The sequence below is a fragment of the Streptomyces mutomycini genome (genome assembly GCF_001700505.1).
GTDB lineage: Bacteria > Actinomycetota > Actinomycetes > Streptomycetales > Streptomycetaceae > Streptomyces > Streptomyces mutomycini.
Genome location: NZ_MAPV01000013.1, coordinates 1 through 19,057 on the forward strand (window position 1 = coordinate 1; position 19,057 = coordinate 19,057).

Consider the following 19,057-nt stretch of genomic DNA (forward strand, 5'->3'; position numbering starts at 1 on the left):
CGCCGGACCCGCACCCGCACCGCCAAGAGAAGAGAACCCGTCCCCCCATGAGTCCCACCTCCGTCACCCCGCCAAGCCCCTCGCGCAGGACCGGGGCGCGCATCAAGAGCCCCGACCTGCTGCTGGCCGAGTCCGGAGCCGACCTGGAAGGGCACAACCTCCGGCGCACCATGGGGCTCTTCCAGCTCGTGTGCTTCGGGGTCGGGGCGATCGTCGGCACCGGTATCTTCGTCGGGCTGTCCGACAGTGTCGCCGAGGCCGGTCCCGCCGTGGTGGTCTCGTTCGTCCTGGCCGCCGTCACCTGCATCTTCACCGCCTTCTCCTTCGCCGAGCTCGGCGGTGCCATCCCGGTCTCAGGCAGTTCCTACTCCTTCGCCTACGCCACGCTGGGGGAGCGGGTCGCGTTCCTCGTCGGCTGGTGCCTGCTTCTCGAGTACGGCGTCTCGGTCTCCGCCGTCGCGGTCGGCTGGAGCCAGTACGTCAACGAACTGCTGGACAGCCTCGTCGGCTGGAGCCTTCCGGCGGCACTCTCCTCGGGACCCGGCGACGGCGGCGTGATCAATCTGCCGGCGGTCGTCGTGGTCATGATGGCGGCCACCCTGCTGGTGCGCGGCGTCAGGGAGAGTGCGAGAGCCACCACGGCGATGGCGGTGCTGAAGATCGGCATCCTCGTCGTGTTCTGCGCGATCGCCTTCACCGCGTTCGAGGACGGGCACCTCTCGCCGTTCGCCCCCCACGGCATGGCCGGGGTTACCGCGGGAGCGTCGGTGGCGTTCTTCTCGTACATCGGCTTCGACGCCATCACCACCGCGGGCGAGGAGGTCAAGAACCCCCGCCGGAACATCCCGATCGCGATCATGATCTGCATCGGCGTGGTCACCCTGCTCTACTGCGCGGTCGCTCTCGGAGCCATCGGGGCGCTGGGCGCGGACGCCGTGGGGGACAAGCCCGCCGCGCTCTCGCTGGTCGTCGACAAGGTCACCGAATCGAGCGTCGGGGGCGGGATCATCGCCTTCGGCGCGGTCGTCGCCATCGCGTCCGTCGTCCTCGCGGTGATGTACGGGCAGACCCGGATCCTGATGTCCATGTCCCGCGACGGGCTGATTCCCCGGGTCTTCGAGCGGGTGTCGCCGAAGACCCGCACGCCGGTCGCCAACACCTGGATCGTGGCCGTCGTCTTCGCCGTCCCGGCCGCGTTCTCGTCCCTCGACGTCGTCGTGAACCTGACGACCATCGGCACGCTCGCCATCATGGCCGTGGTCAACATCGCGGTGATCGCACTGCGCCGCCGCAACCCGGAGCTGAAGCGCTCCTTCCGGGTGCCGCTGTACCCCGTCAGCCCGATCCTGGGCGTCGGTTTCTGCCTGTACCTGATGTACGGGACCGGCTGGACGACCTGGGTGCAGTTCCTGGTCTTCCTGGGTGCGGGTGCCCTGGTGTACGCGGGATACGGCCGCAGCCGCTCCCGGCTCGTCAGGCCGCGGGACCGGGCGGCGTCCGGCTCGACGGAAGGGTGAACCAGACCGCCTTGCCGTGCGCGGTGGGGCGGTGGCCACAGGCGGAGCTGAGGGTGCGGATCAGGATCAGCCCCCGGCCGTGTTCCTGCCACGGGTCCGGAGCGCTGCCGGGCAGCAGGCTGGACAGATCACCGGGTGCTCCCGGGTCGTGATCGTGGACCTCCACCTGGCAGCCGGACGCCAGAAGCTCGACCACCAGCTCGATGGGCCCCGAGCCGTCGGTGTGCTCCACGGCGTTGGCGACCAGTTCGGCGGTCAGCAGCTCGGCGGTGTCGCTGTCCGCGGGCGCGTCGAGGTCCGCCAGCGCCGTACGGATGAGAGCGCGGGCGATCGGCACCGCGGCGGTCGAGTGCGGCAGGGCGACTCGCCAGGAGGAGGGCGGGGGCGCGGGGACGTCGGACAGCAAGGCGGGGGTTTCCGTTCGGGAGCGAGACATCCTGCGGGGGCCTTCGTTCCGGGCGGCTGCCCGGAACCGCGCTCTCCGTCGCCGGAGGATGCGGGGCCCGTACCAGGACTTCCTGCGCTCAACCATACGAAGAGCGACGCCCCAGACATAGAGTCGGCCGACCGGCACAAAGGGGACCTTCGCCACACTCGACTCCCCGTCCTGTCGCGCATTCATGACGGAAGTCACAGATCGGTGATAGCTTCGGAGTGCATCAGCAGCAGCCCGACGGCTGGAGGGGACCCTTCCATGAGCCCGTTCACCGGCTCCGCCCCGCGCACGGAGCGCTGGGAGCATCTGCGCCTGACCACGGACGACGGCGTGGCGACCGTCACACTCGCCCGTCCCGAAAAGCTCAACGCACTCACCTTCGGCGCCTACGCCGACCTGCGCGACCTCCTCGCCGAGCTGTCCCGTGAACGCTCCGTGCGGGCCCTCGTGCTCGCCGGCGAAGGGCGCGGGTTCTGCTCCGGCGGTGACGTCGACGAGATCATCGGTGCCACGCTCGCGATGGACACCGCTCAGCTCCTGGACTTCAACCGGATGACCGGACAGGTCGTGCGGGCCCTCCGGGAGTGCCCCTTCCCCGTGATCGCCGCCGTCCACGGGGTGGCGGCGGGCGCCGGGGCGGTCCTCGCCCTGGCCGCCGACTTCCGGGTCGCCGCCCCCTCCGCACGCTTCGCCTTCCTCTTCACCGCCGTCGGCCTGTCCGGCGGTGACATGGGCGCCGCCTATCTCCTGCCCCGTGTCGTCGGCCTCGGCCACGCCACCCGCATCCTCATGCTCGGCGAACCAGTCCGTGCCCCCGAGGCCGAGCGCATCGGGCTGATCAGCGAACTGACCGGCGAAGGGGAGACCGGCATCCGCTCGGCCGCTCTGGCCAGACGGCTCGCCGACGGACCCGCCCTCGCCCTCGCCCAGACGAAGGCGCTGCTCACCGCCGAGCTCGACATGCCTCTCGCCGCGTCCGTGGAGATGGACGCCGCCACCCAGGCCCTCCTGATGCACGGCGAGGACTACGCCGAGTTCCACGCGGCCTTCACGGAGAAGCGCCCGCCGAAGTGGCGGGGCAGGTAGCACGATGTCCTCCTCGGACACGGGGCGGATCGCGGTCATCGGCGGAGGACCCGGCGGGCTCTACGCCGCCGCCCTCCTCAAGCGGCTGCGCCCCGGCCGTGAGATCACCGTGTGGGAGCGCAACGCCCCCGACGACACCTTCGGATTCGGCGTCGTCCTCTCCGACGAGACTCTGGGCGGCATCGAGCACGCCGACCCCGTCGTGTACCGGGCGCTGAGCGACGCGTTCGTCCGCTGGGACACCATCGACGTCGTGCACCGGGGCGCTGTCCAGACCTCCGGCGGCCACGGCTTCGCCGCACTGGGCCGCCGCACGCTGCTCCGGATCCTGCACGAGCGCTGCGCATCCCTCGGCGTAGGGCTCCGCTTCCGGACCGGGGCGCCGCCCGCCGCGGAGCTCGCCGCCTGCCACGACCTGGTCATCGCCGCCGACGGTGTGCACAGCGCCACCCGTGAGGCCCACGCCCGTCACTTCCGGCCCACGGTCACCGACCACCGCAACCGCTACATCTGGCTCGCCGCCGACTTCGCGTTCGACGCCTTCCGCTTCGAGATCGCCGAGACCGAGTACGGCGTGATGCAGCTGCACGCCTACCCCTTCGAAGGAGGCGCCTCCACCGTCATCGTCGAGATGCGCGAGGAGGTCTGGCGGGCGGCCGGGCTCGACACCTGCGACACCACGGAGTCCGCCGAGCGCTGCGCCAAGGTCTTCGCCGAGGCCCTCGGAGGCCGGCCGCTGCGGTCCAACAAGTCCTCCTGGCTCACCTTCGCCACCGTGAGCAACGCGCACTGGTCGCACGGCCGTACGGTCCTCATCGGCGACGCCGCGCACACCGCCCACTTCTCCATCGGCTCCGGCACGAAGCTCGCCGTCGAGGACGCCCTCGCCCTGGCGGCCTGCGTCGAGGAACAGCCCGACCTGCCCACCGCCCTCGCAGCCTACGAGGCCGAGCGCCGCCCCGTCGTCCTGTCCACCCAGCGCGCCGCCGCGGCCAGCCTGCGCTGGTTCGAGGAACTCCCGGGCTACGTCGGCCAGCCGCCCCGGCGGTTCGCCTTCAACCTCCTCACCCGCAGCCGCCGCGTCACCCACGACAACCTGCGGCTGCGCGACGCCGGCTTCACGGGGGCGGTAGAGGAGGAGTTCGGCTGCCCGCCCGGCACCCCGCCGATGTTCACCCCGCTGCGGCTGCGCGGCCTCGAACTCCGCAACCGTGTCGTCGTCTCACCCATGGACGTGTACTCCGCCGTCGACGGGATGCCCGGCGACTTCCATCTCGTCCACCTCGGCGCCCGCGCGCTCGGCGGCGCCGGTCTCGTCATGACCGAGATGGTCTGCGTCAGCCCCGAGGGCCGCATCACCCCCGGCTGCACCGGGCTGTGGACCGACGAACAGGCCGGTGCGTGGACCAGGATCACGCGCTTCGTCCACGAGTCCGCCCCCGGCGCCGCGATCGGCGTCCAGCTCGGCCACTCCGGCCGCAAGGGCTCGACCCGGCTCATGTGGGAGGGCATCGACCAGCCGCTGGACGAGGGCAACTGGCCGGTCAGCGCCGCCTCGCCCCTCCCGTACGCGCACGGTGTCAACCAGATCCCCCAGGCGCTGGACCGGACAGGGATGGACATGGTCCGGGACCGGTTCACCGAGGCCGCCCGACGGGCCGCCCGCTGTGGATTCGACCTCCTCGAACTGCACTGTGCCCACGGCTATCTCCTCTCCGGCTTCCTCTCCCCGCTCACCAACGTGCGCACCGACGCCTACGGCGGGTCCCTGGAGAACCGGCTCCGCTTCCCCCTGGAGGTCTTCGACGCGGTCCGTGCCGTGTGGACACAGGACCGGCCCATGACCGTACGGATCTCCGCGACGGACTGGGCCCGGGGCGGCACGAGCGACGAGGACGCCGTGGCGATCGCCCGCGCCTTCGCCGCCCACGGCGCGGACGCCATCGACGTCTCCACCGGCCAGGTCGTCGCCGACGAACACCCCGAGTACGGCCGCTCCTACCAGGCCCCGTTCGCCGACCGGATCCGCAACGCACTGGACGTGCCCGTCATCGCCGTCGGTGCCATCTCCTCCTGGGACGACGTCAACTCGCTGCTGCTCGCCGGCCGGGCCGACCTCTGCGCCCTGGCCCGCCCGCACCTCTACGACCCGCACTGGACGCTGCACGCGGCGGCCGAACAGGGCTACACGGGGCCCGGCGTCTCCTGGCCGCTCCCGTACCGCGCGGGCAGCCGCACTCCGCCGACGGGCCGCACCGACGGCCCCAAGCCCCGGCTCACCCTCGACTGAGCGTCAGGCACTCCTGGCAGCGGCACGGGGTGGGATGAGGCGTGGCCCAGTTCGTGGTGCGGTATTCGGCGGCCAGCGGGCCGAGGCGGGCCGCGAGCTCCTCGGCGTCCTCGCGGTTCGTCCAGCAGCCGCCCACGTCCGCCTCCTCGCACAGCCGCAGCACGGTCGGGCTGTGGACCGGCACGGCCCGGAAGGTGTGCAGATTGCGCGTCGACATGTCGATCGTGATGTACGTGCCCGTATGGCGCCCGCGTCCGATCGTCGTCAACTGCTCATGACCCGTTCCCGCATAGCTCTGGATCACGTACACCTTGGAGCCGCCCCGGTAGGACTTGGTGCCGGGCCGCAACTCCTGGCCACCCTCTCCGTAGCGCCGCCACCGCACGACGTTCGCGGCGATCAGCCACGCCTGCTCGACCGGTATCTCCCTTTCCCCGGAGTCCACTTGGGCTCCGCGGTGATCAGCAGGCGGTCGAGGTGCGTTCCAGGTCATGCTTCATCCTGCCGGGTCGCACGGCCTCGGGGCATCCCGGTTTCGGCGGGCGGCTCAGGCGCCGGCCCCCACGAAGCCGGCCCCCACGTCGCGCAGCCGGCCGTGCAGCAGGCCGAACACCTCCGCCGAGCGCCCGCCCGGCCAGTCCTTCGGCAGCAGTTCCCCGGGCAGTCCCGGGTCCGCGTAGGGCAGCTGCCGCCAGGAGTCGAGCGCGCGGAGGTAGTCCCGGTACGCCTCCTCCGGATCCGTCGTGCCCCCGCCCGCCCGTGACTCCCAGGTCCGCAGCACCGGCTCCTGCTGCTCCAGGAAATCCAGGTGGAGCCCGGCGATCGCGTCCAGGTCCCACCAGCGTGCCACGGCCTCCTCCGTCGCGGCGAAACCGAGGTGTGTACCGCGGAACAGATCGACGTAAGGGGCTAGTTGGAGGCGCTCCAGGGTGTGCCGGGTCTCCTCGTACAGCCCGGCGGGGGCGATCCACACGCCGGGCGCCGCCGTGCCGAAGCCGAGCCGGCCGAGGCGTGAGCGCAGCAGATGCCGCTTGTGGCGCTCGGCCTCCGGCACGGAGAAGACGGCGAGCACCCAGCCGTCGCCGGTCCGGGGAGCCGGACGCCGGTAGATCCGCCGGTCGCCGTCGTCCAGCAGCTGACGGGCGTCGGGCGACAGCGCGTACCCGGCCGCCCCGTCCGCCGTACGGGCGGGGACGAGCAGCCCGCGCCGCTTGAGGCGGGAGACCGACGAGCGTACGGAGGGGGCGTCGACGCCCACCGCGTGCAGCAGCCGGATCAGCTCGGACACCGCCAGCGGGGCGTTGCCGGGCTGACGGCCGTAGGCGCCGTAGAGGCTGACGATCAGGGAACGCGGGGTGTGCTCGGCCACGTGGTCACTCTAAGGCGGCGGTGCCCCGCAGCAGAAAGCGCTGGAGCTTTCCCGTCGCGGTCCTCGGGAGCGCGGGCAGGAACTCGAAGGCGCGCGGGCACTTGTGCGGCGCCAGTTCGGCCTTCATGTGCGTACGCAGGTCGTCGGCCGACAGCAGTGCGCCCTCGCGCGGGACGACGTACGCGGCGACGATCTGCCCGCGCAGCTCGTCCGCCCGGCCCACCACGGCCGCCTCGGCCACGTCGGGGTGGCGCAGGAGCGCCTCCTCGACCTCCGGGCCCGCGATGTTGTACCCCGCGGAGATGATCATGTCGTCGGCGCGGGCGACGTAGCGGAAGTAGCCGTCGGGTTCACGGACATAGGTGTCGCCGGTGATGTTCCAGCCGTGGCGTACGTACACCCGCTGTCGTTCGTCGGCGAGATACCGGCAGCCGACGGGGCCGCGCACGGCCAGCAGGCCGGGTTCGCCGTCGGGGAGTTCCTCGCCCTCCGCGTCCACCACACGGGCCTGCCAGCCGGGCACGGGAACGCCGGTGGTGCCGGGCCGGATGGCCTCGTCGGCGGCGGAGATGAAGATGTGCAGCAGCTCGGTGGCCCCGATGCCGTTGATGATGCGCAGCCCCGTCCGCTCGTACCAGGACCGCCAGGTCGCGGCGGGGAGGTTCTCCCCGGCCGAGACGCAGCGGCGCAGCGCGGACAGGTCATGACCGTCGAGGGCGTCGAGCATCACGCGGTACGCGGTCGGCGCGGTGAACAGGACGGAGACCCGGTGGGCGGCGAGTGCGGGCAACAGCTGCTTGGGACCGGCCTGTTCGAGCAGCAGGGCCGAGGCACCCGCCCGCAGGGGGAAGATGACGAGCCCGCCGAGCCCGAAGGTGAAGCCGAGCGGCGGGCTGCCCGTGAACACGTCGTCCGGGCCCGGCCTCAGGACGTGCCTGGCGAAGGTGTCGGCCACGGCCAGCACGTCACGGTGGGCGTGCATGCAGCCCTTGGGCCGGCCGGTGGTGCCCGAGGTGAACGCGATGAGGGCGATGTCGTCGGCGGCCGTGTCCACCGCCGGGCAGGGCCCCGGCCGGGCGGCCGCGAGCTGTGTCAGGTCCTCGGCGGAGCCGCCCCCGTACGTCGTGATGCGCAGTCCGGGCACCCCGGCCCCGGCCAGGTCGTCGGCCGACCTGATGTCGCACAGGGCGTGGCGCACGCGGGCGATGGAGCAGACGGTGGCCAGTTCCGACGCCCGTTGCCGGTCCAGGACCGTCACGGCGATCGCGCCTGCCTTCATCACGGCCAGCCAGCAGGCCGCCAGCCAGGGCGTGGTGGGGCCGCGCAGCAATACGCGGTTGCCGGGGACGACGCCGAGATCGTGTGCCAGCACCAGGGCGATCCGGTCCACCCGGTCCCGTAGCTCGCCGTAGCTCCAGACACCGCCGTCGGCGTTCCGGAAGGCCGGACGGTCGGGGCCGAAGCGGTCGGCGGTGCGGTCGAGCAGCTCGTATCCGCAGTTCAGCCGGTCCGGGTAGGCCAGTTCGGGGAGGTCGAAGACCAGCTCGGGCCGGTCCTCGGCGGGCGGGAGATGGTCGCGCGCGAAGGTGTCGGTGTGCGCGCTCGCGGTACCTGACGGCTTCATACAGCATCGCCCCCTTGTCGCCCTTGGAGCGTATCGTTTGAGTGACGGTAGTCAACGGTCCGCGATAAGTCGTGACAAGAGAGGCGCCGGTATGACGGCATTCTCCCTCGATCCCGCTCGAACCGCCTGGTGCGACGAGCTGTACGTCCTCGCCCGCGACGAGCTCCGCCCCCTCGCGGAGAAGGGCGAGCCCGGCCACGTCAACCGCCCGCTCGTCGCCGCCCTCGGCGGGCTGGGGCTCCTGGACCGGCTCTTCGGCTCGGGCGCGCTCGATCTCTGCCTGCTGCGCGAATCGCTGGCGCGTGGCTGCACCGAGGCGGAGACCGCACTCGCCCTCCAGGGGCTCGGCGCCGGTCCGGTGCGCCGGGCCGGCACCGAGGCCCAGCGCGCGCGCTGGCTCCCCGAGGTGCGTGCGGGGCGCGCGGTCGCCGCCTTCGCGCTCAGTGAACCGGGCGCCGGATCCGACGCGGCGGCGCTCGCCCTCGCGGCACGGCCCGCGCCGGGCGGGAACGGCTGGCGGCTCACCGGCGGGAAGTGCTGGATCTCCAACGCCCCCGAAGCCGACTTCTACACCGTCTTCGCCCGGACGGGTGAAGACGCAGGAGCCCGTGGCGTCACCGCGTTCCTCGTCCCCGCCGACCGCCCGGGGCTCACCGGAACGGCCCTGGACATGCTCTCCCCGCACCCCGTCGGAGCGCTGGACTTCGACGAGGTGCCGGTGACCGCCGAGGACGTGCTCGGCGAACCCGGCCGGGGGTTCCGGGTCGCCATGGACACCCTGAACCTCTTCCGCCCCAGCGTCGGGGCGTTCGCCGTCGGCATGGCACGCGCCGCGCTCGAAGCCACCCTGGAACACACCGCGCACCGCACCGCCTTCGGGGCACCGCTCAAGGACCTGCAGGCCGTCTCGCACCAGGTGGCCGAGATGGCCACCCGCACCGAGGCCGCCCGGCTCCTGGTGTACTCGGCCGCCGCCGCCCACGACGCGGGTGAGCCGGGCGTGCCCCGGCGCGCCGCCATGGCCAAGCTGTACGCCACCGAGACCGCGCAGTACGTCGTCGACGCCGCCGTCCAGTTGCACGGCGCCCGCGCCCTGCAACGGGGCCATCTGCTGGAGCACCTCTACCGGGAGGTCCGCGCGCCCCGGATCTACGAGGGCGCCACCGAGGTACAGCGCACCATCATCGCCAAGGAGCTGTACGCGACACAGGAGACGCACGCATGAATCCGATCACCCGGATCAACCCCGCCGAACTCGCCCCGCCCACCGGCTTCTCGCACGCCGTCACGGCCGTCGGCGGCCGGCTGGTCTTCCTGGCCGGCCAGACCGCGCTGGACGGCGACGGCAAGGTCGTCGGCGACACGCTGCCGGAGCAGTTCGAGACGGCCCTGGTGAATCTGCTCACCGCTCTGCGTGCGGCGGGCGGCGCCCCGACGGCCCTGGCCAGGGTCACCGTGTACGCCACCGATATGGCCGACTACCGTGCTCACGCCTCCGAACTGGGCACGATCTGGCGGAGGCTGGCGGGACGTGAGTACCCGGCCATGGCCGTCATCGGGACGGTCAGGCTCTGGGACGAGCAGGCCAAGGTCGAGCTGGACGGCATCGCCGTCCTGGACTGACACGGGACACGGAGGAGCTGGACCGACACGGCACACGGAGGGGCGGTGCGGCCGGCCGCACCGCCCCTCCGTGTGCGTACGCGGTGCGCGCCTCTGCCTGCCGAAGTGTCGGAGATGCCCGTCTGCCCGGGTAGCGGCGTGCACGCTCCGGAGCGAGGCTGAAGGAGTACGTACGCGTTCTGCCGCACGCGGGGAGGCGACGGCATGACCGGTGGGCCGGCCGCGCACATCGTGGACACGTCGCCCGACGGTGAGGGTTTCACGGTGTGCGACGAGCTGCGCGGCCACCCGCGCGTCGGCGAAGGCGTCCGTGGAATGCCCGACGAGCTTCCTGACCGGCCGCTGCATCTGCCCCTGACCGCCGACCGGGTGCTGCGGAGGGGAAGGGGGCACGGGGCGCACCTGCCGGAAAGTCCCCATGCCATGCCGTGTGACCGCGGGCGAACAGGGCAGGCGCCGTTCTGTGACCACAGCGGGACGAGTGCCGACCACGACCGCCGCGGACCGGAGCAGGCGGGCCGCGGGCCGCGCGGCGCGCCGGACGGGTGAACCGGGCAAGGCGATATATCACTATTCGGTGCCCTTTGTTCCGGAACACCCGTCGTGATCGTACTCGTCCTCTGCCATTTCGTACTCGCGGCATGCGCGGTGCCGCTGGTGCGACGGCTCGGCAGATTCGCCTTCGTCGTCCTCGCGCTGCCTCCTGCGGCCGCCACGGTGTGGGCGGTCACCGAGTGGAGCGGCACCGAGTCCGGCCGGGCGGTCACCTGGTCGTGGGAGTGGATCAGCACCTACGACGTGTCGGTCGCCCTGCGCCTGGACGCCCTCGCCGAGCTGATGGTGCTGCTCGCGGCCGGCGTGGGCATGCTCGTCCTGCTGTACTGCGCCTCCTACTTCACCGACGACTCGCCCAAGCTGGCTCCCTTCGCCGGGAACCTGCTGGCCTTCGCCGGTGCCATGCTCGCCCTCGTCCTCGCGGACGACCTGATCACCCTCTACGTGTTCTGGGAACTGACCACCGTCTTCTCCTACCTGCTGATCGGGCACGGCAGCGAACTCAAGAAGAACCGGCGCTCCGCGCTCCAGGCGCTCACGGTCACCACACTCGGCGGCCTCGCCATGCTGGTCGGCTTCCTGATCCTCGGTGAGGCGGCGGGCACCTACCGGATCTCCGCGATCGTCGCCGATCCGCCGCATCAGACCCTCGCCGTGTCCGTGGCCGTCGTCCTCGTGCTGTGCGGGGCCCTGTCCAAGTCGGCGATCTGGCCCTTCAGCCTCTGGCTGCCGAACGCCATGGCCGCGCCCACCCCCGTCAGCGCCTACCTGCACGCCGCGGCCATGGTCAAGGCCGGTGTCTACCTGGTGGCGCGGCTCGCTCCCGCCTTCGCCGACGTCCCGGTCTGGCGGCCGGTCGTCCTGGTGCTGGGGGGAGCGACCATGCTCCTCGGGGGCTGGCGGGCCCTGCGGCTGAACGACCTGAAGCTCGTGCTCGCCTACGGCACCGTCAGCCAGCTCGGCTTCCTCACCGTCCTCGCCGGGGCGGGCAACCGGAACGCCGCGCTCGCCGCCGTGGCGATGATCCTGGCGCACGCCCTGTTCAAGGCCGCGCTGTTCCTCGTCACCGGCATCGTGGACCACGCGGCCGGGACCCGCGATCTGCGCAAGCTCTCCGGCCTCGCCCGCAGCATGCCGTACGTCTGCACGTTCGCGGTGCTCGCCGCGGGGTCCATGGCGGCCCTGCCGCCGTTCCTCGGGTTCGCCGCGAAAGAGGCGGCCCTCGACGCGTTGCTGCACGGCGACACCGCCGACCGCTGGGTACTGGCCGTCATCGTCGCCGGCTCGGTGCTGACCGTGGCCTACACCCTCCGCTTCGTATGGGGGGCGTTCGCCCGCAAGCCCGGTGTCGCCGACACCCCAGTCCACCGCGTCGGCGCCGCCCTTCTGGCCCCGCCCGCCGTGCTCGCCGTCGCCGGACTCGTGCTCGGTCCCGGCGTCGGATGGACGGACCGTCTCTTCGCCGCCTACGCCGACGTCTATCCGGCTCCCGCACACCCCTACCACCTCGCGCTGTGGCACGGCTTCGGCCTCGTCCTGCTGCTGTCCGCCCTGACGTGGGCCGGGGGTGCGGTGCTCTTCGCGTGGCGGTCGGCGGTCGCCCGCTTCTCCCGCCGCGCCGCCTGGCCGACCGCCGACAGTGTGTTCGGGCACCTGCTGCTCGGCCTGGAACGTGTAGCCCTCCAGGTCACCGGATTCGTCCAGCGCGGTTCCCTGCCCGGCTACCTGGCCATCACCCTGATGGTGATGCTGGCCGGCCAGCTGGCGGTCCTCTTCACGGACCGCCCCTGGGAAGGAGCGGTCGCCCCCCGGGCGTGGGACACCCCGCTCCAGGGGGCGGTGGCCCTGCTGACCTGTGCGGCCGCGCTCTCCTGTCTGACCGTCAGCCGCCGGATGAAGGCCGTCGTCCTCGCAGGACTGACGGGTTACGGTGCCGCGCTGCTCTTCGTCGTGCAGGGCGCGCCCGACCTGGCGCTCACTCAGTTCTGCGTCGAGACGGTGTCGATGATCGTGTTCGTGCTGGTCCTGCGCAGGATGCCGGTGCGTTTCGAGGAGTCCATCGGCACATGGCGGCGGGCGCTGCGGATCCCGGTGGCGCTCGTCGCCGCGGCGACGGTCGGCGTGGCCGTCTGGGTGGCGGGCGCCGCACGCGTGGCCGAGCCCGCGGGCACCCCGATGGTCGAGGAGGTCGCGCACCACGGCCTCAAGGACGTGGTGGCCACCATCCTGGTCGATCTGCGGGCCTGGGACACGATGGGGGAGTCGGCCGTGCTCGCGGCGGCGGCGATCGGGGTGACCAGCCTCATCTATCTGCACCGCAGGAGCGAGACCTCCATGAACAGGGAGGAGCTGCGGGGGGAGACCGCCTGGACGCTGTCGGGCGGACGGCTGGCCGGACTTCCGCAGGGTGACGACACGGCGCCCGAACGCGACTGGCTGGCCGCCGGATCCACCCTCGCCCCCGAACACCGGTCCGTCGTCTTCGAGGTGGTGGGCCGACTGGTCTTCCACCCCATCCTGGTGCTCTCCCTGTACCTGCTGTTCTGCGCGGAGAACATGCCGGGCGGCGGCTTCGTGGCCGGACTCGTGGCGGGACTCGGCCTCATCACCCGCTACCTGGCGGGCGGCAGGTTCGAACTCGCCGAGGCCGCGCCGCTGCAGCCGGGCCTCTTCACCGGGCTCGGACTGTTCCTGTCCACCGCGGTCGCCCTTGGCGGACTCACGGAGGGGACGGTGCTGCACGCCTGGACCCACTACGGGCACCTGCCCCTGTTCGGTGACTACCACCTGAGCACATCGGTCCTCTTCGACTTCGGTGTCTACCTGCTGGTACTCGGTGTGGTCCTGGACATCGTGCGGGCCCTGGGTGCCAAGGTCGACCGGCAGATCGAGCGGGCGGCGGGCGCACTGACACCCGCGTCGGACGCCGGGACGGGGGACCCGAACCGATGACCATGAGCTTCTCGCTCCTCGCCACGGCCGTCGTCCTGTGTGCCGTCGGCGGCATCCTCATGCTCACCCGGCCGCTCACCCGCATCCTGCTCGGCGCCGTGATCACGGGCAACGGCATCAACCTGCTGGTGCTCTCGGCCACCGGGCCGGCCGGCGCGGCACCCCTGCTCTACGGCGTACCGCTGCGCCGGATCACCGACCCCCTGCCCCAGGCCATCGCCCTCACCGCCATCGTCATCACGCTCGCCACCACCGCCTTCCTGCTCGCCATGGCCTATCGCAGCTACCAGCTGACCGGCACGGACGAGGTCCACGACGACCTGGAGGACCGGCGGATCTTCCTGCGCGCGGAGGTGCTGGGGCAGCGTGCCGAACTCCGCGAGGAGTACCGGGCGGAGTCCGGCCGTACGCGCGGCGAGCGCGCCCGATACCGCGCGGAGCACCGCCGGCTGCGGGCCCGCCTGCGTGCCGACCGGGCCCTGCAGGCCCGGGGCCGGGACGCAGGCGGTGACCTGTGGCACGACGTGCTCGGAGCCGACCCGGAGGACTACGTGAACGACAAGGACGCCGACCGAGGAGCCACCGGATGAACGCGCTCGTTCCGCTGCCTGTCCTGCTGCCGCTCTGCGCCACCGGGCTGAGCCTCGCCTTCGGTACCAGGCTGGCCCGCTTCCAGCGCTTCATCAGCGTCGCCGTGCTCAGCGCCGTCCTCTGCCTCTCGGTGGCCCTGATGATCGCCGCCGACCGGCAGGGACCGCTCTCCGTCGACCTCGGCGACTACGCCCCTCCGCTCGGCATCACCCTGGTCGCCGACCGGCTGTCCGGGCTGATGCTGACCGTCTCCTCGGCGGTCACCCTCGCCGTCCTGGTCTACTCGCTCGGCCAGGGCATGGCGGACCGGGACAAGGAGACCCCCGTCGCCGTCTTCCACCCCGCCTACCTCATCCTGGTCGCCGGGGTCTCCCTCACCTTCGTCGCGGGTGACCTCGTCAACCTCTACGTCGGCTTCGAGATCATGCTGGTCGCCAGTTTCGTCCTGCTCACGCTGGGCGGAACCGGCCCCCGGATCCGCGCGGGCTCCACGTACGTGATCATCTCGCTGTTCTCCTCGATGCTGTTCCTCACGGCGATCGCGATGACCTACGCCGCCGCCGGCACGGTCAACTTCGCCCAGCTGGCCGTCCGGCTGCCCGATCTCCCCCTCGGTGTGCAGACCCTGGTGCAGGCCATGCTGCTCACCGTCTTCGCCATCAAGGCAGCCGTCTTCCCCCTCGCCGCCTGGCTCCCCGACTCCTACCCGACCGCGCCCGCGCCCGTCACCGCCGTGTTCGCGGGCCTGCTGACGAAGGTCGGCATCTACTGCATGCTGCGGGTGGAGACCCTGCTCTTCCCCGGGAACCGGCTCGGTGACCTGCTGATGGCCGTCGCCCTCGCCTCGATGACCGTGGGCATCCTCGGGGCGGTCGCCCAGACCGACCTGAAGCGCCTGTTCTCCTTCACCCTCATCAGCCACATCGGCTACATGGTCTTCGGTATCGGCCTAGCCACCCGTGAAGCGTACGGCGGCGCGATCTTCTACGTGGCCCACCACATCACCGTCCAGACCACCCTCTTCCTCGTCGCGGGACTCATCGAACGCCGGGGCGGGACCAACGAACTCACCCGGCTCGGCGGACTGGCCAGGGCGGCCCCGCTGCTCGCGGTCCTCTTCTTCGTCCCCGCGATGAACTTCGCCGGGATCCCACCCCTGTCCGGCTTCATCGGGAAGCTCGGACTCATGCGGGCCGGCGTCGCGGACGGCGGTGTCTGGGCATGGGTCCTCGTCGCCGGCGCGACCGTGACGAGCCTGCTCACCCTGTACGTGATGGCCAAGATCTGGAATCTGGCCTTCTGGCGGGCCGAACCACCGGGCCAGGCCGCCTACGGCACCGTCCTGGAGGCCGCCGACGACAGCGACGACGACGATCCCGACCTCGGGCCCGACCGCATCCCCGGCACGGGCGACGAGGGGGTGGGACCGGCGCCGGCCGGCCAGGCCGTGGCCGCCACCCTCCAGGGGCGGGCCGTCACCACCACGATCCGCCCGCCCCGCGCCATGACCGCCGCCACCGCGGGCGCCGTCCTGCTCGGCCTCGCCTTCACCGTCCTGGCCGGTCCGCTGACGGCCTTCACCGACCGCTCGGCAGCCGAACTCATCGCGCGCCGGCCCTATGTGGAGGAGGTGCTCGGCCGGTGAGGCGCCTGATCACCCTGTCGTACCGGAACCCCGACCTGCCGCCTTTCAGCGTAGAGTTCGCCGGCCGCAGGCGCCGCGTGCTCGACCTCCCGCTGATCGCCTGGCTCACCCTGATCTGGGTCCTGCTGTGGTCCACCCTGACCTGGGCCAACGTCGTCACCGGTGCGGTCGTCGCGGTCGCGGTCTGCCTCGCGTTCCCGCTGCCGCAGGTCGATCTGGGGCTGCGGCTGCATCCGTGGGGCATGGTGCGGCTCGCCGCCTATCTGCTCTACGACATGTACACCTCGGGGGTGAAGGTCACCCGGCAGATCTTCGCCGACCGTCCGCACCGGCCCGCCGTCATCGGCGTACCCCTGCGCTGCCGCAGCGACCTGATGCTCGCCGCGACGGCCGTCACCGTGTCCAACCTGCCGGGCGGGTCCGTCGTCGAGGTGCGCAGGGCCACGGCCACGCTCTTCCTGCACGTCCTGGACGCCGACCGGCCGGCGGAGCTGGAGCGGGCCCGGCGCTCCGTCTGGAGGCTGGAGGAGCTGACGGTCCGGGCCTTCGGTACGCCGGAGGAGATCGGACGGGTCTCCGGGCCGCCACCGCAGGTCGCCGGGTCCGACGTCGGAGAGGAGGAATCATGAGCGGTCCCGAGACCGTCGACCGGGTGCTGATGACCGCGGCCGTGGTGTTCGTCGTCGTCGCTGGCGCGCTGCTGCTGTTCCGGATCAGCCGCGGGCCCTCCATGCTGGACCGGGCCATCGCCCTCGATGTGTTCGCGGCCGTGGTCATCGCCGGCCTCGGCGCGAAGTCCGCGTTCGCGCGGGACCCGTTCTACTTCCCGATCATGCTGGTGCTGGCGTTCCTCGGCTTCACCGGATCGGTGGGCATCGCCCGCTTCATCGCCGTACGCGACAAGCCGTTGCCACGCCGGAAGCCCGCCGGCAAGGAGGAGAGCAAGTGAACGTCTGGCTGCAGATCACGGACACGGCCGGGGCCGTGCTGGTGTTCCTCGGTGCCGCGATCTGCCTCCTCGGGGTGGTCGGCATGGTGAAGCTGCCCGACGTCCTGTCGCGCAGTCACGCGGCGACCAAGCCGCAGACCCTCGGGCTGCTGCTGGTGCTGGCCGGGGTCGCGCTGCGGCTGCGCAGCGGGATGGACCTGGCAACGCTCGTCCTCATCGGTTTCTTCCAGCTGATGACAAGCCCGGTCGCGGCCCACCTGGTGGCGCGGTCGGCGTACCGGACGGGGCAGGTCGAGCGGGGGGAACTGCTCTTCGACGACCTGGACGCCCAGCTCAGCGAGCCGCGGCGCGAACCGGGTCCGGCCCGGGAGCCGGACACCGGGCCCGAGCGGGACTGAGGGCCCTCAGCCGTCGAGCAGCCGGTCGCGCAGCGCGCCGACCGTGGCGTCGGTGACCCCGAGCCGGCCGGTGACGTACCCGTGCACCGAGCCGTACTCGGCCGTCAGACCGGCGAGGAACAGGCGGATGACCTCCTTGGGTGCCCGCCCGTAGCCCGGCCAGGACGGCGTGCGGCCGTCGTGGGCCGCAGTCCAGTCGGCGACCAGCAGCTCGGTGGCGGCCTCGGTGAGGGCGAAGTCCTCGGCCACGCCGTTCTCGTCGACGCCGAGCAGGGACAGCACCAGCGCGGCCACCAGACCTGTGCGGTCCTTCCCGGACGCGCAGTGGAAGACCAGGGGGCCCTCTGCCTCCGCGATCGTCTTCAGCGTCTGCCGCAGCTCCAGCGCCCCGTCCTCGGCGACCTCGGCGTAACGGTCGGCGAGATAGCGCCACGGGTCGAGTCCCGGGTCGATCACGGCCTGGTCGTAGGGGCGGTGCTCGATGCTCAGATTGAGGTAGGCGAACCGGTCGCTGACCGGGACCCGGCCCCTGGCCGCTATCTCCCACGGGTAGCGAAGATCGATCACGGTACGGACACCGAGGGCGAGGAAGCGTTCCCAGTCGCTCCCTTCGAGCTTGGCGAGCGAGTCCGAGCGGTACAGCAGGCCGGGGCGGACCGTGCGGCCGTCCACGGACCTGCGGCCGCCCAGATCGCGGAAGTTGTGCAGCCGGTCGAACGAGATGCGTCTCTGTATGTCCACGCCGGTCACAGTAATTCTGCGATGATGCGGCGGGGATCAACCGGGCGCTGGGGGGCGTATGTCGGATACGGGTACGGTGCTGCGCGAACTGCGCGGCGCACAGAAGTCGTCCAAGGGTGTCTCGCTCTACTCGCGCTACGTGAACCGGCCGGCCGGCCGCCTGCTCGCGGCGTGCGCGTACCGCGTGGGGCTGACGCCCAATCAGGTAACCATGACCAGTGCCGTGTTCACCTTCGCCGCGATCTCGGCCGTGGCGCTCGTGGAGCCGTCCTGGTGGCTCGGGGTGCTCGTCCACGCGGGACTGGCAGTCGGCTTCGCCTTCGACTCGGCCGACGGGCAGCTCGCGCGGCTGACCGGTCGTGGCGGGCCGGACGGTGAGTGGCTCGACCATGTCGTGGACTGCGCGAAGATGATCCTCGTCCACGCCGCCGTGCTGATCTCGTTCCACCGCTTCGGCGGCCTGCCCGGCGAGGGCTGGCTCCTGCTGCCGCTCGGCTTCCTCTTCGTCGCCGTGCTCGCCTTCTGCGCGGGACTGCTCCGGGAGCAGCTCGGCAAGGCGGCGGCCCGCACCGCACCGGCCGCCACGGGCCCCGCAGCCCCGGTGTCCCGGGTGCGGGCCGTGGCGCTGCTGCCCGCGGACTACGGGGTCTTCTGCCTGGTCTTCCTGCTGCTCGGCGCACCGGGGGCCTTCAGGGCCGGGTACGCCGCGCTCGCGGCCGTGCACGCCCTGTTCCTCGTGGCGTTCCTCGTCAAGTGGTTCAGGGAGCTGAAAGCGCTCCGTCCCGGCTGACGAGCACGTCCAGCGCCCGGCGCAGCTGGGTGCTGGACGTGTGCACGGTGTACGGGAAGTAGACGACCTCCACCCCGACCGCGGCGAAGTCCCGCTCCAGGCGATGGCCCTTCTCCGTGCCACGCCAGTCGTCGCCCTTGAAGATGACGTCGAAGCGGACCTGCTGCCAGGTCTCGACCTTGTCCGGAACGGTCTCCACGAACGCCGCGTCCACGTAACGCACGCTGCGCACGATCTCCAGCCGTTCGGGCAGCGGGATCACCGGTGTGTGGCCCTTGGCCAGCGCGGCCATCTCGTCGGAGACGACTCCGGCCACCAGGTAGTCGCACTGACTGCGGGCGTGCCGCAGGATGTTCAGGTGTCCTACGTGGAACAGGTCGTACACCCCCGGCGCGTAACCGACTCTGTGCTGCACCATTTCTCTCCCCCCACGGTGGAACTGGTGCAACGACCTTACTGTGAAGAACACTTGTGCATCCCGTGAACGGATA

General features: G+C 71.8%; 18 protein-coding genes. 12 read left to right on the forward strand and 6 right to left on the reverse strand.

Annotated features, from left to right (window positions below):
* Positions 1-47 precede the first annotated feature (47 nt).
* Complete coding sequence (locus BFF76_RS01540; RefSeq protein WP_065846806.1) at positions 48-1,517, forward strand: amino acid permease; 1,470 nt, start codon at positions 48-50, stop codon at positions 1,515-1,517.
* On the opposite strand, the gene BFF76_RS01545 is transcribed toward BFF76_RS01540, so the two are convergent.
* Positions 1,474-1,923 (reverse strand): ATP-binding protein, encoded by a 450-nt coding sequence (locus BFF76_RS01545; protein WP_031098118.1) that lies wholly within the window; start codon positions 1,921-1,923, stop codon positions 1,474-1,476. The genes BFF76_RS01540 and BFF76_RS01545 overlap by 44 nt on opposite strands.
* A 288-nt stretch (positions 1,924-2,211) precedes the next feature.
* On the opposite strand from BFF76_RS01545, the gene BFF76_RS01550 reads away from it, so the two are divergent.
* Together BFF76_RS01550 and BFF76_RS01555 are read left to right on the forward strand one after the other, a co-directional pair.
* Positions 2,212-3,039 carry an enoyl-CoA hydratase family protein gene (locus tag BFF76_RS01550; RefSeq protein WP_031098116.1) on the forward strand — a complete coding sequence of 276 codons (828 nt, stop codon included), beginning with the start codon at positions 2,212-2,214 and terminating at the stop codon, positions 3,037-3,039.
* A gap of 4 nt (positions 3,040-3,043) precedes the next feature.
* Positions 3,044-5,329 (forward strand): bifunctional salicylyl-CoA 5-hydroxylase/oxidoreductase, encoded by a 2,286-nt coding sequence (locus BFF76_RS01555; RefSeq protein WP_065846808.1) that lies wholly within the window; start codon positions 3,044-3,046, stop codon positions 5,327-5,329.
* Here BFF76_RS01555 and BFF76_RS01560 read toward each other — a convergent pair.
* From BFF76_RS01560 to BFF76_RS01570, 3 genes are all read right to left on the reverse strand, one after another.
* On the reverse strand, positions 5,316-5,774 hold the full coding sequence (locus tag BFF76_RS01560) for a hypothetical protein (RefSeq protein WP_051834736.1): 459 nt from the start codon (positions 5,772-5,774) through the stop codon (positions 5,316-5,318). The genes BFF76_RS01555 and BFF76_RS01560 overlap by 14 nt on opposite strands.
* 102 nt (positions 5,775-5,876) lie before the next feature.
* The gene (locus BFF76_RS01565; protein ID WP_031098108.1) at positions 5,877-6,698 is read right to left on the reverse strand and encodes a PaaX family transcriptional regulator; all 822 of its coding nucleotides are present in this window, start codon (positions 6,696-6,698) and stop codon (positions 5,877-5,879) included.
* Positions 6,699-6,702: 4 nt separating this feature from the next.
* The gene (locus tag BFF76_RS01570) at positions 6,703-8,322 is read right to left on the reverse strand and encodes an AMP-binding protein (RefSeq protein ID WP_065846810.1); all 1,620 of its coding nucleotides are present in this window, start codon (positions 8,320-8,322) and stop codon (positions 6,703-6,705) included.
* A 91-nt stretch (positions 8,323-8,413) separates the two neighbouring features.
* Between BFF76_RS01570 and BFF76_RS01575 the strand changes: the two genes are divergently transcribed.
* From BFF76_RS01575 to mnhG, 8 genes are all read left to right on the forward strand, one after another.
* Positions 8,414-9,547 (forward strand): acyl-CoA dehydrogenase family protein, encoded by a 1,134-nt coding sequence (locus BFF76_RS01575; protein WP_065846813.1) that lies wholly within the window; start codon positions 8,414-8,416, stop codon positions 9,545-9,547.
* On the forward strand, positions 9,544-9,945 hold the full coding sequence (locus tag BFF76_RS01580) for a RidA family protein (RefSeq protein WP_065846815.1): 402 nt from the start codon (positions 9,544-9,546) through the stop codon (positions 9,943-9,945). Before BFF76_RS01575 ends, BFF76_RS01580 begins: the two co-directional genes overlap by 4 nt.
* Positions 9,946-10,548: 603 nt before the next feature.
* Positions 10,549-13,452, forward strand: coding sequence for a Na+/H+ antiporter subunit A (locus BFF76_RS01590; RefSeq protein WP_065846817.1), 2,904 nt, complete (start codon positions 10,549-10,551; stop codon positions 13,450-13,452).
* A complete protein-coding gene (locus tag BFF76_RS01595) occupies positions 13,449-14,042 on the forward strand; it encodes a Na(+)/H(+) antiporter subunit C (protein ID WP_031098100.1) in 594 nt (197 codons plus the stop codon). Before BFF76_RS01590 ends, BFF76_RS01595 begins: the two co-directional genes overlap by 4 nt.
* On the forward strand, positions 14,039-15,688 hold the full coding sequence (locus BFF76_RS01600) for a Na+/H+ antiporter subunit D (RefSeq protein ID WP_053931142.1): 1,650 nt from the start codon (positions 14,039-14,041) through the stop codon (positions 15,686-15,688). The genes BFF76_RS01595 and BFF76_RS01600 overlap by 4 nt, the downstream gene beginning before the upstream one ends.
* Positions 15,685-16,317, forward strand: a complete 633-nt coding sequence (locus BFF76_RS01605; RefSeq protein ID WP_031098096.1) for a Na+/H+ antiporter subunit E — start codon at positions 15,685-15,687, stop codon at positions 16,315-16,317. Before BFF76_RS01600 ends, BFF76_RS01605 begins: the two co-directional genes overlap by 4 nt.
* Positions 16,314-16,637, forward strand: coding sequence for an MrpF/PhaF family protein (locus tag BFF76_RS01610; protein WP_031098094.1), 324 nt, complete (start codon positions 16,314-16,316; stop codon positions 16,635-16,637). The genes BFF76_RS01605 and BFF76_RS01610 overlap by 4 nt, the downstream gene beginning before the upstream one ends.
* Positions 16,634-17,035: a monovalent cation/H(+) antiporter subunit G gene (gene mnhG, locus BFF76_RS01615; protein WP_031098093.1), complete on the forward strand. Its 402-nt coding sequence runs from the start codon at positions 16,634-16,636 to the stop codon at positions 17,033-17,035. The genes BFF76_RS01610 and mnhG overlap by 4 nt, the downstream gene beginning before the upstream one ends.
* Before the next feature lie 6 nt (positions 17,036-17,041).
* Here mnhG and BFF76_RS01620 read toward each other — a convergent pair whose 3' ends face one another.
* Positions 17,042-17,776, reverse strand: coding sequence for a tyrosine-protein phosphatase (locus BFF76_RS01620; protein WP_338058029.1), 735 nt, complete (start codon positions 17,774-17,776; stop codon positions 17,042-17,044).
* Positions 17,777-17,834: 58 nt separating this feature from the next.
* On the opposite strand from BFF76_RS01620, the gene BFF76_RS01625 reads away from it, so the two are divergent.
* On the forward strand, positions 17,835-18,566 hold the full coding sequence (locus BFF76_RS01625; RefSeq protein WP_065846819.1) for a CDP-alcohol phosphatidyltransferase family protein: 732 nt from the start codon (positions 17,835-17,837) through the stop codon (positions 18,564-18,566).
* Here BFF76_RS01625 and BFF76_RS01630 read toward each other — a convergent pair.
* Complete coding sequence (locus BFF76_RS01630; protein WP_031098087.1) at positions 18,535-18,984, reverse strand: FAD synthase family protein; 450 nt, start codon at positions 18,982-18,984, stop codon at positions 18,535-18,537. The two genes, BFF76_RS01625 and BFF76_RS01630, sit on opposite strands and share 32 nt — an antisense overlap.
* Positions 18,985-19,057 lie beyond the last annotated feature (73 nt).

Excerpts from the sequence above, each read along its gene's own strand:
- BFF76_RS01540 (WP_065846806.1), top strand. The coding sequence starts at position 48 with ATGAGTCCCACCTCCGTCACCCCGCCAAGCCCCTCGCGCAGGACCGGG.
- BFF76_RS01550 (WP_031098116.1), top strand. The coding sequence starts at position 2,212 with ATGAGCCCGTTCACCGGCTCCGCCCCGCGCACGGAGCGCTGGGAGCAT.
- BFF76_RS01555 (WP_065846808.1), top strand. The coding sequence starts at position 3,044 with ATGTCCTCCTCGGACACGGGGCGGATCGCGGTCATCGGCGGAGGACCC.
- BFF76_RS01570 (WP_065846810.1), bottom strand. The coding sequence starts at position 8,322 with ATGAAGCCGTCAGGTACCGCGAGCGCGCACACCGACACCTTCGCGCGC.
- BFF76_RS01575 (WP_065846813.1), top strand. The coding sequence starts at position 8,414 with ATGACGGCATTCTCCCTCGATCCCGCTCGAACCGCCTGGTGCGACGAG.
- BFF76_RS01580 (WP_065846815.1), top strand. The coding sequence starts at position 9,544 with ATGAATCCGATCACCCGGATCAACCCCGCCGAACTCGCCCCGCCCACC.
- BFF76_RS01595 (WP_031098100.1), top strand. The coding sequence starts at position 13,449 with ATGACCATGAGCTTCTCGCTCCTCGCCACGGCCGTCGTCCTGTGTGCC.
- BFF76_RS01600 (WP_053931142.1), top strand. The coding sequence starts at position 14,039 with ATGAACGCGCTCGTTCCGCTGCCTGTCCTGCTGCCGCTCTGCGCCACC.
- BFF76_RS01610 (WP_031098094.1), top strand. The coding sequence starts at position 16,314 with ATGAGCGGTCCCGAGACCGTCGACCGGGTGCTGATGACCGCGGCCGTG.
- BFF76_RS01625 (WP_065846819.1), top strand. The coding sequence starts at position 17,835 with ATGTCGGATACGGGTACGGTGCTGCGCGAACTGCGCGGCGCACAGAAG.
- BFF76_RS01630 (WP_031098087.1), bottom strand. The coding sequence starts at position 18,984 with ATGGTGCAGCACAGAGTCGGTTACGCGCCGGGGGTGTACGACCTGTTC.